This window comes from Methanosphaera sp., from assembly GCF_016282985.1.
Lineage (GTDB): Archaea > Methanobacteriota > Methanobacteria > Methanobacteriales > Methanobacteriaceae > Methanosphaera.
On the sequence record NZ_JAEELZ010000087.1, the window covers coordinates 86,134 to 101,369 of the forward strand.

Annotated in this window: 18 protein-coding genes; 7 read left to right on the forward strand and 11 right to left on the reverse strand. The window is 28.2% G+C overall.

The annotated features are described in order from the left end of the window. The 5 genes from QZZ11_RS05445 to QZZ11_RS05465 form a co-directional block, all read right to left on the reverse strand. The gene (locus tag QZZ11_RS05445) at positions 1-126 is read right to left on the reverse strand and encodes a hypothetical protein (RefSeq protein WP_292474270.1); all 126 of its coding nucleotides are present in this window, start codon (positions 124-126) and stop codon (positions 1-3) included. 159 nt (positions 127-285) lie between these two features. After that, positions 286-558: a metal-sensing transcriptional repressor gene (locus QZZ11_RS05450; RefSeq protein ID WP_292474271.1), complete on the reverse strand. Its 273-nt coding sequence runs from the start codon at positions 556-558 to the stop codon at positions 286-288. Positions 559-569: 11 nt separating this feature from the next. Continuing rightward, positions 570-1,253 carry a ribose-5-phosphate isomerase RpiA gene (rpiA, locus tag QZZ11_RS05455; protein ID WP_292474273.1) on the reverse strand — a complete coding sequence of 228 codons (684 nt, stop codon included), beginning with the start codon at positions 1,251-1,253 and terminating at the stop codon, positions 570-572. An 8-nt stretch (positions 1,254-1,261) separates the two neighbouring features. After that, on the reverse strand, positions 1,262-1,684 hold the full coding sequence (locus QZZ11_RS05460; RefSeq protein WP_292474274.1) for a UPF0179 family protein: 423 nt from the start codon (positions 1,682-1,684) through the stop codon (positions 1,262-1,264). Positions 1,685-1,699: 15 nt separating this feature from the next. Continuing rightward, complete coding sequence (locus QZZ11_RS05465) at positions 1,700-2,746, reverse strand: NAD(P)-dependent glycerol-1-phosphate dehydrogenase (RefSeq protein WP_292474276.1); 1,047 nt, start codon at positions 2,744-2,746, stop codon at positions 1,700-1,702. A gap of 640 nt (positions 2,747-3,386) precedes the next feature. Here QZZ11_RS05465 and QZZ11_RS05470 point away from each other — a divergent pair. Beyond that, entirely contained in the window at positions 3,387-4,097 is a 711-nt protein-coding gene (locus QZZ11_RS05470; RefSeq protein WP_292474277.1) for an aquaporin, read from the forward strand. Positions 4,098-4,227: 130 nt separating this feature from the next. Beyond that, entirely contained in the window at positions 4,228-4,728 is a 501-nt protein-coding gene (locus tag QZZ11_RS05475; RefSeq protein ID WP_292474279.1) for a hypothetical protein, read from the forward strand. Between the two features lie 24 nt (positions 4,729-4,752). On the opposite strand, the gene QZZ11_RS05480 is transcribed toward QZZ11_RS05475, so the two are convergent. The 3 genes from QZZ11_RS05480 to QZZ11_RS05490 are packed head-to-tail and all read right to left on the reverse strand — an operon-like array spanning position 4,753 to position 7,274. Next, complete coding sequence (locus tag QZZ11_RS05480) at positions 4,753-5,511, reverse strand: ABC transporter ATP-binding protein (protein ID WP_292474281.1); 759 nt, start codon at positions 5,509-5,511, stop codon at positions 4,753-4,755. A 9-nt stretch (positions 5,512-5,520) separates the two neighbouring features. Continuing rightward, positions 5,521-6,273 carry an ABC transporter permease gene (locus QZZ11_RS05485; protein WP_292474282.1) on the reverse strand — a complete coding sequence of 251 codons (753 nt, stop codon included), beginning with the start codon at positions 6,271-6,273 and terminating at the stop codon, positions 5,521-5,523. A 56-nt stretch (positions 6,274-6,329) separates the two neighbouring features. Further along, entirely contained in the window at positions 6,330-7,274 is a 945-nt protein-coding gene (locus QZZ11_RS05490) for an ABC transporter substrate-binding protein (protein WP_292474284.1), read from the reverse strand. A gap of 255 nt (positions 7,275-7,529) precedes the next feature. Here QZZ11_RS05490 and QZZ11_RS05495 point away from each other — a divergent pair, with 255 nt between their 5' ends. Together QZZ11_RS05495 and nifU are read left to right on the forward strand one after the other, a co-directional pair. Further along, the gene (locus tag QZZ11_RS05495; RefSeq protein ID WP_292474297.1) at positions 7,530-8,765 is read left to right on the forward strand and encodes a cysteine desulfurase family protein; all 1,236 of its coding nucleotides are present in this window, start codon (positions 7,530-7,532) and stop codon (positions 8,763-8,765) included. 10 nt (positions 8,766-8,775) lie between these two features. Continuing rightward, positions 8,776-9,165: a Fe-S cluster assembly scaffold protein NifU gene (gene nifU, locus QZZ11_RS05500; protein WP_292474285.1), complete on the forward strand. Its 390-nt coding sequence runs from the start codon at positions 8,776-8,778 to the stop codon at positions 9,163-9,165. 15 nt (positions 9,166-9,180) lie between these two features. On the opposite strand, the gene QZZ11_RS05505 is transcribed toward nifU, so the two are convergent. From QZZ11_RS05505 to proS, 3 genes are all read right to left on the reverse strand, one after another. Further along, positions 9,181-10,365, reverse strand: a complete 1,185-nt coding sequence (locus QZZ11_RS05505) for an NAD(P)/FAD-dependent oxidoreductase (RefSeq protein WP_292474287.1) — start codon at positions 10,363-10,365, stop codon at positions 9,181-9,183. Between the two features lie 100 nt (positions 10,366-10,465). Further along, positions 10,466-10,651 (reverse strand): hypothetical protein, encoded by a 186-nt coding sequence (locus QZZ11_RS05510; RefSeq protein WP_292474289.1) that lies wholly within the window; start codon positions 10,649-10,651, stop codon positions 10,466-10,468. Positions 10,652-10,658: 7 nt separating this feature from the next. Beyond that, the gene (proS, locus tag QZZ11_RS05515) at positions 10,659-12,065 is read right to left on the reverse strand and encodes a proline--tRNA ligase (RefSeq protein WP_292474290.1); all 1,407 of its coding nucleotides are present in this window, start codon (positions 12,063-12,065) and stop codon (positions 10,659-10,661) included. Positions 12,066-12,239: 174 nt separating this feature from the next. Here proS and QZZ11_RS05520 point away from each other — a divergent pair, with 174 nt between their 5' ends. The 3 genes from QZZ11_RS05520 to QZZ11_RS05530 all read left to right on the forward strand — a co-directional run. Then, positions 12,240-14,078 (forward strand): SAP domain-containing protein, encoded by a 1,839-nt coding sequence (locus tag QZZ11_RS05520; protein ID WP_292474291.1) that lies wholly within the window; start codon positions 12,240-12,242, stop codon positions 14,076-14,078. A gap of 52 nt (positions 14,079-14,130) precedes the next feature. After that, positions 14,131-14,820 (forward strand): 2-phospho-L-lactate guanylyltransferase, encoded by a 690-nt coding sequence (cofC, locus tag QZZ11_RS05525; protein ID WP_292474293.1) that lies wholly within the window; start codon positions 14,131-14,133, stop codon positions 14,818-14,820. After that, positions 14,795-15,236, forward strand: a 442-nt coding sequence (locus QZZ11_RS05530) for a hydroxymethylpyrimidine/phosphomethylpyrimidine kinase (protein ID WP_292474295.1), incomplete at its 3' end; no start/stop codon positions are given. The genes cofC and QZZ11_RS05530, both read left to right, overlap by 26 nt.

Sequence of the window (15,236 nt, forward strand, 5' to 3'; positions counted from 1 at the left end):
TTAATCGTAAATTGGTTTATAAATTGGATTGAATTCATAGTAATTTAAATAAAACATAACCAATAACATAAATAAACATCCTGATAAATTTACGATGAAACTTTGTGCTTTTTTAATCATGTTCATTTTTATCACCTACAAATTTAATTATAGTAAAAAATATAACATTGTTATATATTAATACCTATACCCCTTTGGGTATATAATAATAGGAATCAGAAGTATATAAATGTAGTGATAAATATATAAAAAAAAGATTTAAAAGTAGTAAAAAATAATTGAAAATTAAATTCTGGAGTAATAATCAATAATTTTAGATAAATCTTGAATCGCTTCAGAACTATCTCCTTTATCAATTGCATCTTTAACGCAATGGTTCATATGCCCTTCAAGAATTATGCTGCCCACTTTATTTAATGCAGATTTAGCTGCATTTACTTGCATTAGAACATTTTCACAAGGAATATCCTCTTCAATCATACGATCAATTGCTGCAACTTGACCTTCTATTTTTCTTAAACGTCTATGTAAATTGTCTGTATCCATACACTGTTTCATAATATCACCGATTATTTTTCAATTACTTCTATTCCAGATTCTTTACCAACAATTACTTTGTCTGTAATTCCAGCAAAAATTCCATTTTCCAATACACCTGGTATTGTATTTAATTCAATTTCTAATTCATAAGGATTTTCTATAGAATCAAATTTTGTATCTAAAACAAAATTTCCATTATCTGTTATAACAGGCCCATCTTTTTGAATTCCCATTCTTAATTCAGGAACTCCACCCATTTCTAAAACAGCATTTTTTACTAATCTTAATGATTCAGGAATTATTTCAATAGGAACAGGGAATGCACCTAATTCATCAACCATTTTACTATCATCAACTATTACTACAAATTCATCTGCAGAACTATCTACTAATTTTTCAATAGTATGTGCTGCTCCACCACCTTTTATTAAATCTAAACTAGGGCTAACTTCATCTGCACCATCTACAGAAATATCAATGTCATATTCATCTAAAGTAGTAACTTTAATTCCAGATTCTCTTGCAAGAATTAAAGATTGGAAAGAGGTTGGAATACCTAAGATATCTAATCCTTCATTTTTTACTCTTTCTCCCAAATATCTGATGAAATGATGAGTAGTAGAACCAGTACCTAAACCAACAACTTGTCCATCTTTAATTAATTTGGATGCTTCTTTACCAACATTTTCTTTTAAAATATTACTATCAACCATAATTACACCTAATGACTCAATATTACTTCAGTTAAATTTTTTCCATTTTTACAAACCAATTCTGGACCAATTTCTTCAATTTGACATTTGTCGTCATTGTATAATCCTTCAGGATGACAAATATCATAATTTTCACAATCACCCATACATTCAGGAATTCTGAATATTATTGTTGATCCTTTATATGCCTTTTTAGTTTCTACAACAGTTCTTATTGTTGCAGGTTCTACTTCAACAGTTTGAACTGTTCCGTCTTTATGTAAAGGACATTTATGAGTTACTCGTTTAACATTGGTAATAACATATTTTCTTCCTTCCTCAAGGTTTAAACAAGTTCTTTTAAATCTACAAGATTCACATTTAGTTGAACCACCATTAAATGTGAAAACTAATCCATTTTTAGCTAAACTAGTTCCTATCAACGTTATCATAAAATTTCTCCATTATTATTTAATTACTCCAGTTTTCAAAGCAATATTTAAAGCTGCTTCTTCAGTTAAACCTCTATCACCCAGAATAGTATATCTACCTTTTCTAATATTATGGGCTTGTGTTAATGCTTTAATAATATAATCATCTTTAATTTTTAACTCTTTTGCTGTGGTTGGAGCATTTACTTCTTTTAATACAGATTTAACTTTTTTCCAATCCCCACCTTGTAAGTACATCATCATTATAGTACCTACACCACATTGTTCACCATGTAATGCAGGTTTAGGTGCTATTTTATCCAAAGCATGACTAAATTTATGTTCTGAACCACTTGCAGGTCGACTACTTCTAGCTATACTGATTGCCATACCACTACTTATTAAACCTTTAACAACTATCCCTGCGCTTTCCGGATGCCTAGGCCTAATATTATTAGCTTGCTCAATTAACAAATTTGCAGTCATTAATGATAAAGCTGCAGCTGAATCACTGAAAGGCTCATTTATCAATTTATAAGCCAATTTCCAATCTTCAACAGCCGTTAAATTAGAAATAATATCAGCAAAACCTGAAGCAGTGAATTTATAAGGTGCATTAGATATTATTTGAGTATCAGCAACCAATGCAAAAGGAGCATTAACCTCTTTGGAAACATTATCATGATCATTTTTTATAGAAGCACGAGGAGATACTAATCCATCATGTGCAGCAGTAGTTGGGATGCTAATGAGAGGTATGTTATTATTTGTTGATGCTACCTTAGCAACATCATTTACTTTTCCCCCACCTACAGCCAAAATAGCATCAGAATTCTTTGAAAGATTAGTTACTTGTTCAACGGAATCATCTGTTGCTGAAGAAACTATTATAACTGAAATATTATATTTTTTTTCTTCTAATATTTCAATTACTTGATTTCCAGCTATTTTTTTAGTTGTATTACCTGTAACTAATGTAATATCTTTACCAGATAATAAATTATCACATACATCCCCTATTTCAACAATAACGCCAGGCCCTGTATGTATTTCTCGTGGTAACTGAACATTTCTAAAATCCATTTTAATTATCCTACCATAACAAAATAAATAATTAATTAAAAAAATATTATTAATATTTATATTTTTCTTCATTATTAATCTATTTTATTTTAAAAAATATTTAAAAAAGAAAATTAATCAAAGAAATTAACTGCTTAATAATCATATAACATTGATTCAACATATTGAAATAAATCTATTGTAAAACTTTTCATAGAAACTATGTTATAATAAACTATAAAATCTTATTTGAAAATACAAAATTAGTAATAATTAAACTTTGATAATACTCCTATAAATAAGTTTTGAACAATAAATTTTGGTATAACTAAAAATTTTCATACAAATCTAACAAAATAAATAAAATATTAAAAAAAATCAAGTAAAAATAATAATATATTCAAAATAATAAAAATTTTATAATTCAATTAAAGCAAAATTAAAAAAATCAAACTATAATTTAAATAGTCCTTTAAATAAAAGTTTGAAGTAGAGAAAGCACAAATTATTGAATATGTTTCGATGTACACATAACTATACGAAATCAAAATACAAAATTGATTGATACAATACTGTACATAATATTTTTGAAATATTATTTAATCGTAAACATTACCAAAAGTTTGTGTTTCTTAGATTTTTAAATTTGGAGGCTAATAAAATGGCAAGTACAATTCAAAAATTTTTAGCAGAATTAATTGGATCATTTATATTAGTATTCTTCGGTACAGCTTCAGTTGTATTAGTATTACTAGTAAACGGTGGTCTTAAAGTAGCAGCAATCACAATGGCTGATTGGGTAGCAATCGGATTAGCATTCGGTTTAGCTTTAACAGTAGCAATTTATGCATTGGGTCCAGTATCTGGTGCACACTTTAACCCAGCTGTAACTATAGGTTTATGGGCTGGTAAAAAATTCCCTACATCTGACTTACCAACTTACATAATTGCTCAATTTGTAGGTTCAATCATTGCATCTGCAGTATTACTTTTCGTTGGAGGACCAGATGCTTCAGCAATAGGTGCTTTAGGATCTGTTGGTGATGTAGCAGGAATTGGAATGGTAGGAATTTTCATTATCGAATTCTTAGGTACAGCATTATTAATGTACTGTATTATGGCAGCTGCTGTTGACGGCCAAGCTAAAGATGCAGCATTAAGTATCGGTTTAGTATTAGCTGGTATCATCGTAGCTATCGGTGGTTTCAGTGGTTGTGGTATTAACCCTTCAAGGGTATTCGCACCTATGCTTATGAACACTGTAGCAGGTAACGCAGCACCTTGGGAATTATTCCCAGTATACTTAATTGCACCAATTATCGGAGCAATCTTCGCTGTATACTTATACGATTACTTAAAAGTAGAAGCATAAATAAATGTAATAATTTAATTATTACTTTCTTAAACCCCTTTTCTGAACTATTTTTATTAATTTTCTGTTCTAAAATACTATTAAAGATAAAAATCATAATAATATTAGAGATGATTTTATAGGTATTATTATGATTAACGAAAAGAATATAAAAAAATATGCCAGCACAGTACTAATCAACACTGTTGATGATCTATTTGACCATAACCCAGTATTAATTAACAATTTTTATAAAGATTTTATTAAAACAAATAAAAGAAATAAACATTTAAAAAATAATTACAAAGATAATGAAGTAATTGATGAATTAATACTAGAAGAATTAGAAAAAAGTTTTACACAAAATGATATAGGTAGAACTTTACAAAAAAATATGGTCGAAGAAAATGATAAAGCTATAGAAGATTTAGCATATATTTTAGATGAAAAATTAAGACCTATAGCATATGATTTAAGAGTTTTATTTAATGATAATAAGAAGTATGATGAATTTAGAAAACTTGTTACAGAAAACCTTGTTGTTTCCAATTTAAATTTAACTTCTTCAGCAATTAAAGCATTAAAAACTATGGGTATGACAGGTATTGAAACTGCAAAAATTATTCAGTTAATCACAGAAATAGATAATTAAAAATAAAATAAAAAAAATGATGAATCAATCATCTTCTGATTCATCTATTTGATCAGTAACTTCATTAACAAAATCCTGGAACTCATAAGTTGACCTATCTCTTGGACGAGGTAAATCATTTTTATAAACTTTTTTTATTCTACCAGGTCTTCTTGAAAATACAACAATTTCATCAGACAAAAATGCTGCTTCTTCCACATCGTGTGTAACAAAAATTATTGTTCTATCATTACGTCTCCAGTTACTAACTAATTGTTCTTCAAGTTTATGTTTAGTTTGAACATCTAATGCACTAAATGGTTCATCCATTAACAAAGTTTTTGATTCATTAATTATTGATCTAATAATTGCTACCCTTTGTTTCATTCCCCCCGATAATTCATGAGGATATTTTGTAGCAAAATCTCTTAAACCAACAGCATCCAAATATTTATAAGCTTTTTCTTTACTTTCTTCAACTGGTTTTCCTGCAATATTTAATCCGAATATAACATTATCAAGTACATTCAACCATGGGAATAAAGAATAATCCTGGAAAATAAATCCCCTTTCTCTAGATGGCTTTGTAACTAATTCACCATCATCTTTAACTGTACCTTCATCAGGAAATTCGAATCCTTCCATCAATCGAAGCAATGTTGTTTTACCACAACCTGAAGGTCCTACAAAACAAACAAATTTACCTGTTTCAATAGTAAGATTAATATTTTCCAATGCAACAATTTTTTCTTTGCCGTTCTTGGAAATATAACTTTTTGATACGTTTTCAATTTCAAATGTCATCTTCTCACCTTACCAGAATATTTGTTCTTGAATTTTTGTGAAAATATAATCAAATATTATTCCTATAACTCCGATAACTAACATTCCAACTACTGTAGAACCAGTATCAAAAAGACTTGTAGAAGTTAATATTCTATATCCTATTCCAGAACTAGAACCTATCATTTCACCAGCAATAGTACACATTAATGCAATACCTATACCTACTTTCAATCCAGAAACAATATACGGAACTGTTGCAGGTAATATTACTTCAGTTAACATCTGTAGATTTGAAACCCCAAATGATTGGGCTGCTTCAATCAATACACCCCTAGTTCTATGTACTCCATCAATGGTTGATACCAATATTGGAAATACACAACCTAAAAAAATAATAAATACGGCAGGTGCTGTACCTATTCCAAACCATAGAATAGAAAAAGGTATCCACGCAATAGGAGGAATTGGTCTTAAAACACTTATGATTAAAGAACATAACCTTTCCAATCTTCTTGACCATCCCAAAATTATTCCTAAGGATATACCAACAACTGCTGCTAAAAATAAACCAAGGAATACTTTATATAAAGTATCTATTATATCTTTCAATAATTTTCCGGAGACCAATAGATTAATAAATGAATTTACTACTTCTATTGGTCCTGGAAACATATAACTAGGAATTAACATCAGTAAATCACATATAATATACCAAATTATGATTAATATTACAGGCAATATTAATACATCAAGTTTATCATATAATTTAATTTCTGTCATTAATTCATCTCAATAAATCGTTAATTATTAATTTTGTTTTTAATAATAGAAATATTTTATATATCTGCATATAATTTAGAATCATCTAAAGTTTGATTAATTATTCCTAAATCTTTTTCTATACTTAAGAAATTATTTACATTATTCTTATATGCATCATCCATTTCAGTTACCCATTTAATATGAGATAAACTTTCTTTTTCAACTGTTTCATTTGAAACTATATTAGATGGTAAATATTGAATAATTCCTTCCGGATTATCTATAATCTTTTGTGTAGCTTCTTTGTGTATTTCTACAATTTTTTGAGCTTGATCATGATGATCTGCAAGGAATTTATCACTCATAACAACTACACAACATGGATGATTAGGAATAATATCCCCAGATCTTTCAACAATGTGTTGATTGTTAGATTTTTCAGAAATTGAAACAAATGGTTCATAAGTTAACATTGCATCAATACTACCAGTTTTTAAAGCATCATTCATTGATGCCACTTTCATACCCGGACTTTTTACATCGGAAGTACTCATTCCATTTTTTTTCAAGTCATATTTAAGTAAAACACTTTGAATTGATGCTTCTCCAGGTGTTGCAATAGTTTTTCCTTTTAAATCTGCAACAGAAGTAATTGATGAGTCATGAGATAATAAACCACTTCCCTCATTTTGAGCTCCGGCAACAATTTTTGCAGGAACTCCTTTAGAAATTGAAGAAACTACGGGTGCTATACCAACATAACCAACGTCAAGATCACCACTTGCCATTGCACTCATTAAATCTCCACCATTATTATATTCATGTAATTCTACATTTATACCAGCGTCTTTATACATTCCAGAAGCATCCGCTACAAATAATGCTGCATCATGATCTGATGGTAAGTACCCAATGTGTACTGTTTCAGAATTATTTGTCAATGAGTTAAAAGCAAAGAATGCTACTAAAAGTAAAACTACAACTGCTATAATTATTCCTATAATCTTTTGATTAGACATATTAATTACAGCTCCTAAATTTAATATATTATTATAGATTTAACTATATTAATTGGTTTGGATAATGTTAATAATAAGTTTTATTAAGTTTTTTATTTTTTTTATAATTTAAAAGAGTAAGTTTATATAAAAAAATAACATTGTTATAAACATTTAAATATAACCTATATTAAATATAACATTGTGATATAACAACGTTAAAAAAAATAATTATTATAAATTTATTAAGAAGGGAAAAAAATGTCAGAAAAATTAATTTATATGGATAACTCAGCAACATCCCCTGTTGACCCAGAAGTATTAGAAGAAATGTTACCTTATTTTAATAAAGAATTTGGAAATGCATCAACATTATACACATTAGGAGTAGAAGCAAAAAAAGCAGTTGATAAAGCAAGAAAACAAGTAGCAGATTTAATTAATGCAGACCCAAATGAAATTACATTTACTAGTGGTGGTTCTGAATCAGATAATATGATTATTAAAGGAGTAGCATTAAAAGAAATACAAAAAGCCACAGAAGAAAATCCTAAAAATCATATAATTACTACAACCATAGAACACCCAGCTGTTTTAGAAACATGTAAATTCTTGGAAAAATTCGGTTTCGAAGTAACATATTTACCTGTTGATGAATCAGGAATAATTAATTTAGAGGACCTTAAAAATGCGATAAAAGATAGTACAATCCTCATAACCATAATGCATTCAAATAATGAAATTGGTTCAATACAACCTACAAAAGAAATTGGAGAAATTGCAAGAGCAAATAATATATTATTCCATTCAGATGCCGTTCAAAGTGCAGGAAAAATACCTGTAGATGTAATTGAACAGAATATTGATTTACTATCAATTTCAGCACATAAAATTAATGGACCAAAAGGTGTTGGAGCAGTATATATTAAAAAGGGTGTGACTTTAGAAGTACTTATACATGGTGGAGGTCAAGAAAAAGGATTACGTTCAGGAACAGAAAATGTACCTGGAATTGTTGGATTAGGAAAAGCTGCAGAACTAGCAAACATACATTTAGAAGAACGTATGAAACATAACCAGGAAATTAGGGATGCATTAATGGAAAAAGTAACAAGCAATATTAAGGATTCCTATGTAAATGGAAGTATGGAAAACAGGTTACCTAACAACATTCATTTCAGATTTTCAGGAATTGAAGGAGAATCACTGATTTTAAGATTAGATAAAAAAGGAATAAACGGAGCAACAGGTTCAGCCTGTTCAACACATGATTTAAAAGGTTCTCATGTACTAGCAGCAATAGGAATTAAACCTGCATTATCACATGGTTCTTTAAGATTATCAATAGGTCCTGAAAACAACATTGAAGATGTAGATTATATTGTAGAATCTATTGATGAAGTTGTAACGTACCTAAGAAAATTATCACCATTATGGGATAATAAAAATGACAAATATATTGGTGACTTATTCGAAAAAGAAGTTGATGAAGAAGATTTAGACAGATACTAATGGTGATAACATGGAAGAATATAGCGATAAAGTAAAAGATCATTACATGAATCCTAGAAATACTGGGATTATTGAAAATGCAAGTGGTGAAGGAACAGTAGGTAATCCTGTTTGTGGAGACATAATGACAATTTATATAGATGTAGATGAAAATGAAGTATTAACAGATGTAAAATTCAGTACATTTGGTTGTGGTGCTGCAATAGCCACCAGTAGTATGATTACAGAAATGGCTGTGGGAATGACTGTTGATGAAGCATATAACATTACCCGAAACGATGTTGCTGAGGAATTGGATGGTCTTCCTCCAATTAAAATGCATTGTTCTAACCTAGCTGCTGATGCATTACAAGCAGCCATTGATAATTATAGGTATAGAAAAGAGAATGGAGAAATTTAATTCTCAATTCTTTTTTTAAAACAATTTACCTAATTTAAAAATCGATTTAGGAGACGATTTAATAATTATTTTAAATAAAGTTGTTAAATTAATTCTATTAAAATCTGTCTTTAAAATTTCTTCAATTATATTATTCAAACTTTGATCATCTAATGTTAAAAGGAATTCCTTAATTTTATTAAATTTATTGAAAGATTTACCTATTTTTTCCTCTGTTAAATCATAATATTCCTTTAATATATTTCTAGAATAATCTTTCATTTTTATTGATTTACTTGCAACAATTCCAGCATACTTTCCACTTAACATAGCTGTTCTAATACCGTCACCTGTTAACGGATCCACAAATCCTGCTGCATCACCAATAATCATTATGTTATCTGCATATCTATCGTCTAAAAGGCCACCTATTGGATCACCACCGACATTCATTTCAATACACTGAGCATTTGAAACATATCTGTTCGTTTGAACAAAAGAATCCAAATGATATTTTGCTGTTTTATCCGTATGTGACTTTAATACACCCAATCCAACATTAGCAATATCATCACCTTTAGGAAAAATCCAAATGTAACCACCAGGACAAATTGTACCAATATGTATTTTAACATGTTCTGATTCATCCATTTCAACATTAACCATTTCATATTGTATACAAGATGCCATATTATCCAACATAGTATTGGATTTCAAACCAGCCTTTCTGCCAATTTTAGATTCAGGACCATCAGCAGCAATAATTATTTTTGTAAAAATTTTAATTTCTTTACCAAGATTATTTGCATATACTAAAAAACCATCATCAATCCTTTCAATCTGATTAGCTTTGGTTTTGACCATAACTTTGGAACCATACCTAATTGCATCCATCACCAAATGTTTATCAAAAACTTTTCGTTCAAGTATGTATCCCGTATCTGGTAGTTCAAAATTGTTTTGATCTAAAATTAATTTTTTATTATTGGGGGCTACTATTTCAATACCTGTGATTTCTTTCGTAATCCATCTTTTGTCAGGTTTAATTTCTAATTCATCCAATGTTGATTTTAAAATACCCTCTGCACAACGTTTTGGAGTACCTATTTCTGATTTTTTATCAATTATTAAAGTTTTAACCCCGTTTTTACTAGCTTCTCTTGCTGCAATTGAACCGGCAGGCCCTGCACCTATAACCAATACATCTGTTTTTACTTCCATAAGCATCACAATATATCATTAAGACTATATATAATTAGGTTTAAAAAAATATAAAAAAGTTTTTATATAAAAAATAAAAAATTTGAAGGTGTTTAAGTTGTTATCTAAACAAACGCCCAGTTTTATATAGGAATAGTTCTACAATAACTAAAAGAATTCCAATTATGGAAATGATTATGTTTGTTGTACCACCTTCCATTAACAGAAGTATGGCACAAATCAGTATGATAATATCTGTAACAATCCAAACATAACTCATTATTTTCTTCTTATCTTTATTATTCATAGTATCACTAATAAGTTTTTGAAATTAGGACTTTATGTTTTGCAGTTTCTCCACAGTGAACACAGTTTCCTTCAACTATAGCTTCCTGTGTTCCTAAAATATCAATATCATATTTTTCTTCCATGTCTTTACCACATTCCGTATTTCCACACCAGTTACAAGTTATTATTCCACCTTTTTTATTGATGGTTTTCTTAATTTGTTCTGGTTTTTCAACGTGGAACGTTTTTTCTTCCTGGAATTTATTGGAGGCTGCCTTAAGCTCTTTTGAAATGTCATCCAAAATATCATTTACAGTATCTACAATAGTGTTTTCATCATAGTCAATAAATTCTTTATTTCCGGTATCTCTTCTTATTGTAACTATTGAACCATTTTCAATATCTCTAGGACCAACTTCAATTCTTAAAGGTACTCCCCTTTGTTCCCATTCATAATATTTTTTACCCGGTCTCATATCACGTTTATCTTGTTTGGCACGTATGCCATTTGATTTTAATAATTCTTCCAGTTTATCTGTGAAATTAAGTACAATTTCTTCTTTTTCTTTAAATATAATCGGAACAATAATAACTTGTTCAGGAGCTACAACAGGAGGTAATTTAAGACCTTTTTCATCACCATGTGCCGCAATTAATGATGCTATTACACGATCAGATAATCCATAGCAAGTTTGATGTGCATATTCATGTTCTCCTTCCTCGTTTTCAAATTGAATGTCGAATGTTTTTGCAAATGTTGTTCCAAGGTTGTGTACTGTACCTATTTGTAAAGTTTTTCCATCAGGCATAATTGTATCAAAAGCCATAGTATATTTTGAACCAGGGAATTTATCCCATTCCGGTCGTTTACTGATAGAATAAGCTATTCCAAGTGAATCAAAAAATTCTTTATAAATTTCAATTCCTGTTTTAACTTGTTCTTCTGCTTCTTCTTCAGTTGCATGTACTGTGTGTGATTCATTAAAAGTTGTAATTTCTCTAACCCTGATTAATGGCCTTGTATGCTTAGTTTCATACCTGAAAGTATTAACTGTTTGGTATACTTTAATCGGTAAATCCATATGTGAACGTACCCACAATGAAAACATAGGATACATTGCTGTTTCACTAGTAGGTCTTAAAGCTAATTGTTCATTTAATTCCCTTAATCCACCTTTAGTAACCCAGTAAACTTCTTCTTCAAATCCTTTGACATGTATTGCTTCTTTTGCTAATTCACTTTCAGGAATGAGCATTGGAAATAATGTTTCTTCATGTTCTTCATCAAGTAATTTTTGCAGTAATTCAAGGGAGTATTTTCTAATTTTAAACCCTCTTGGTAACCATACACTCATTCCTTTAACTGGATATCTAGCATCCATCAATTCTGCATCTTCTAATATATTATGAAACCATTCACTAAAATTTTTCATTTCCTCACCATATCTTTTTATTAAATTAGTTAGTATGATAAAAATAGTTTATTTTAATTTCTCATTAATAAGATATATTAAACAAATTTATTAAAATTTTTTATTAAGTGAAATATTGATTCTTCCAAAAAAATTATTTGTACCAAAATATAAAAAGAATAATAGGTTTTAAACATGGTTAAATATAATTGCATAATACGGGAAGATAATATTGGTAAAATTATTTCTGAAGATGCTATGCTGGATGCAGTTGATATAGAAGAAACTTTAAGAAGTAAGTATATTTACCTATATAATTCCATTAAAGAAACAAATTATAAATTAAAAGTTAACCATTGCACTTATTTTAAGGAAATAGTATTCAAAAAGAAAGTAGTTGGTTTTTTTGCTTATACCATAACAAACAGTGTTACTAACTTATCTTTAATTGCAAGTTATATTTTACCTGAGTTTAGAGGAAAGGGTTTATTTTTTGATGAAATAAATAAAATATTCGAAGAAGGAAAAGAACTGAGCATATATTATCCCCCATTTTTCATTATGGAATTACTTGTAAAATATGGATTTGCTAAGACTATTGATAAAAAAATAATAGTCAGTTCTATTAAAATAGACATTCCATCAAATACCATCAGTAATATATTTGGAACAGATGAAAGCGATTTAAATGATCTTATATTTACTTCATATTTATATGACTCAGAATTATGTGGTTTTTTAATTATTCCTGAGGAAAATTCGGACATACTATATCTTTCAAATTATTATCCTGAAGATGATAAAAAACGTTCCTGTTCAGAAAAACGTGAAAAACTTGACGATTCATATATTGAAGAAATCAAAAATACATTGAAAGATAATGATGAAGAAATACAAGATTTTTTAAGGAATATACGGAAAAATTATTCATATTATAACGATTCAAATGTTGAAAGTGATGAAAAAATAGACTTCGAAAAACTTAAACAAATAAATATTAATAAAAAATACAATGAAGATATTTTCGAAGGAAATACATCTATTGAAACTTATAAAAATTCAATACTTTACAATACAGAAGACATTGATAAACAGGAATACATTAAAACATATCTAAATGTAGGAATATATGATTTTATAAGAATTTTTAATGAAAATAATAATTTTGATTTGACAAACAGTATCATTAATATTGATTACGAGTTTAATGCAGATTTCATTAAAAATTTAGTTATTAAAGATGGATACATCAGCAATGAGTTAAATTCATTAGAAAAAGAGAATTATTTAAATAATTTAACCGTGAATGAATTAAAAGAAATATTAAAAAGGAATAATTTAACCGTTACTGGAAATAAATCTGAACTAATTTCTCGGATTATAGAATATGTTCCATCAAATTTTTTACCTGAAAAAGAATATTATGTTACAGAAAAAGGAATTGTATTTATTAATAGTCATGAAGACATTGATTTTTATAACAAATTCTTAAAAAATTTCTATTACTATGAATTTAAGAAATTTATAGATGAAAATAAGGGAGATATAACTGAAGTAACAGAACTCTTCCTAAATAAACATTTGGAAATAAGTATAGATAAAAGAGACAATAAAGCTTATAAAGATTCTCTTAAAGCACTAGCATATCTTAATGCTTTGAAAAATAATATTGAACAAGAACTTCATTATGAATTAAAACAGTTTATCGTTGGTTTGAATCCTATCTTTAGAGATGAACGATTATACAATTATTATCAGCCAATCAATGAAAACAATGTTGAAAACATTAGAAAATTATTATCCGAAAATGATTTTAAGATCGAATATGAATTTAACAAAGCTTGGAAATCCATGGAAATAAAGAAATTTATAATTCCTTCAAAAAAATCTTTGAATATTCTTTCTCAAATGATTTCTGGTGAAGATAGAGATTATATGAATGATAAAATTCGTGAAGAATATATAACCAAGGAAAAAATTATCCATGATAAACTTGATAAATCTAAACAGTCAACATTAGACTCATACTTCTAATAACCTCCCTTAAACAATTAATTTTTTTAAGTTTTTAAAACAATATATTAATATGAAAGATTTAGTTGCTATAATTCCTGTATCTAGTTTTAATGAATCTAAAACAAGACTTTCTCCGTTTTTAAATGAAAAAGAAAGAATTCAACTATTAAAATATATGTTGAAAGATATCATCACAACGATTGAAAATGAAGTTGATGAAATTGTTTTAGTAAGTAAAGATGAAAATATAAAAAATTTTGGAAAAGAATTAAACGTAAATTTTGTTAAAGAAAAGAAACATGAAAATGACTATCTGAATAACGCTATTTCAGATGCCGTTGATGAAGTAAAAATTAATTTTCCTAATAAAGATATTTTAGTATTGCCTTCGGATATACCTCTATTAAAACAGGAACATATCTCAACTCTAAAAAATATGAAAAATGATTTTGTTATCTGTCCATCTAAAGGTGGTGGTACCAATTTATTATGTTTTAATGAAAAATACGATTTTAAAACACAATTTGGTCCAATGAGTTATTTTAAACATTTGAATTATGCTAATCAATTAGGTATGTCCATAAATATTATAGAATCTTTTTATGTTTCATTAGACATAAATACTCCCGAAGATTTGGGGGAATTACTATTACATGGCAATGGAACTTATAGTTATGAATATTTAAGCAGTATAAATATTGTTGTAAAAAGTAGTCACGGTAAGGAGAGATTAGATGTACAAAGAGAAAATGAAAGATAACTGTTCAATGAGTATAGCTGGTTTAGATCCATCCGGTGGTGCCGGAATACTTGCGGACTGTAAAACATTTCATGCACACAATATTTATGCTAACTGTGTAGTCACGTGTATTACTGCACAAAATCCTTTTGGTGTGATTAACATACAGGAATTAGATTTAAAAGTTATTGAAGATGAAATTAATCAAATATTGGATGTTTATCCTATTAAATATTTTAAAACTGGAATGCTTTACTCCAAGAACATTGTAAAACTGGTTTCTAAAAAAATTAACGAATATAATCTTAAAGCCATTGTTGATCCTGTGATGATTAGTGAAAGTGGTAGCAATTTGACTTCAAATGATTTTCCCAAACATCTTAAAAAATATATATTGAAAAAATCTTTTTTAATTACTCCTAATATCCATGAAGCAG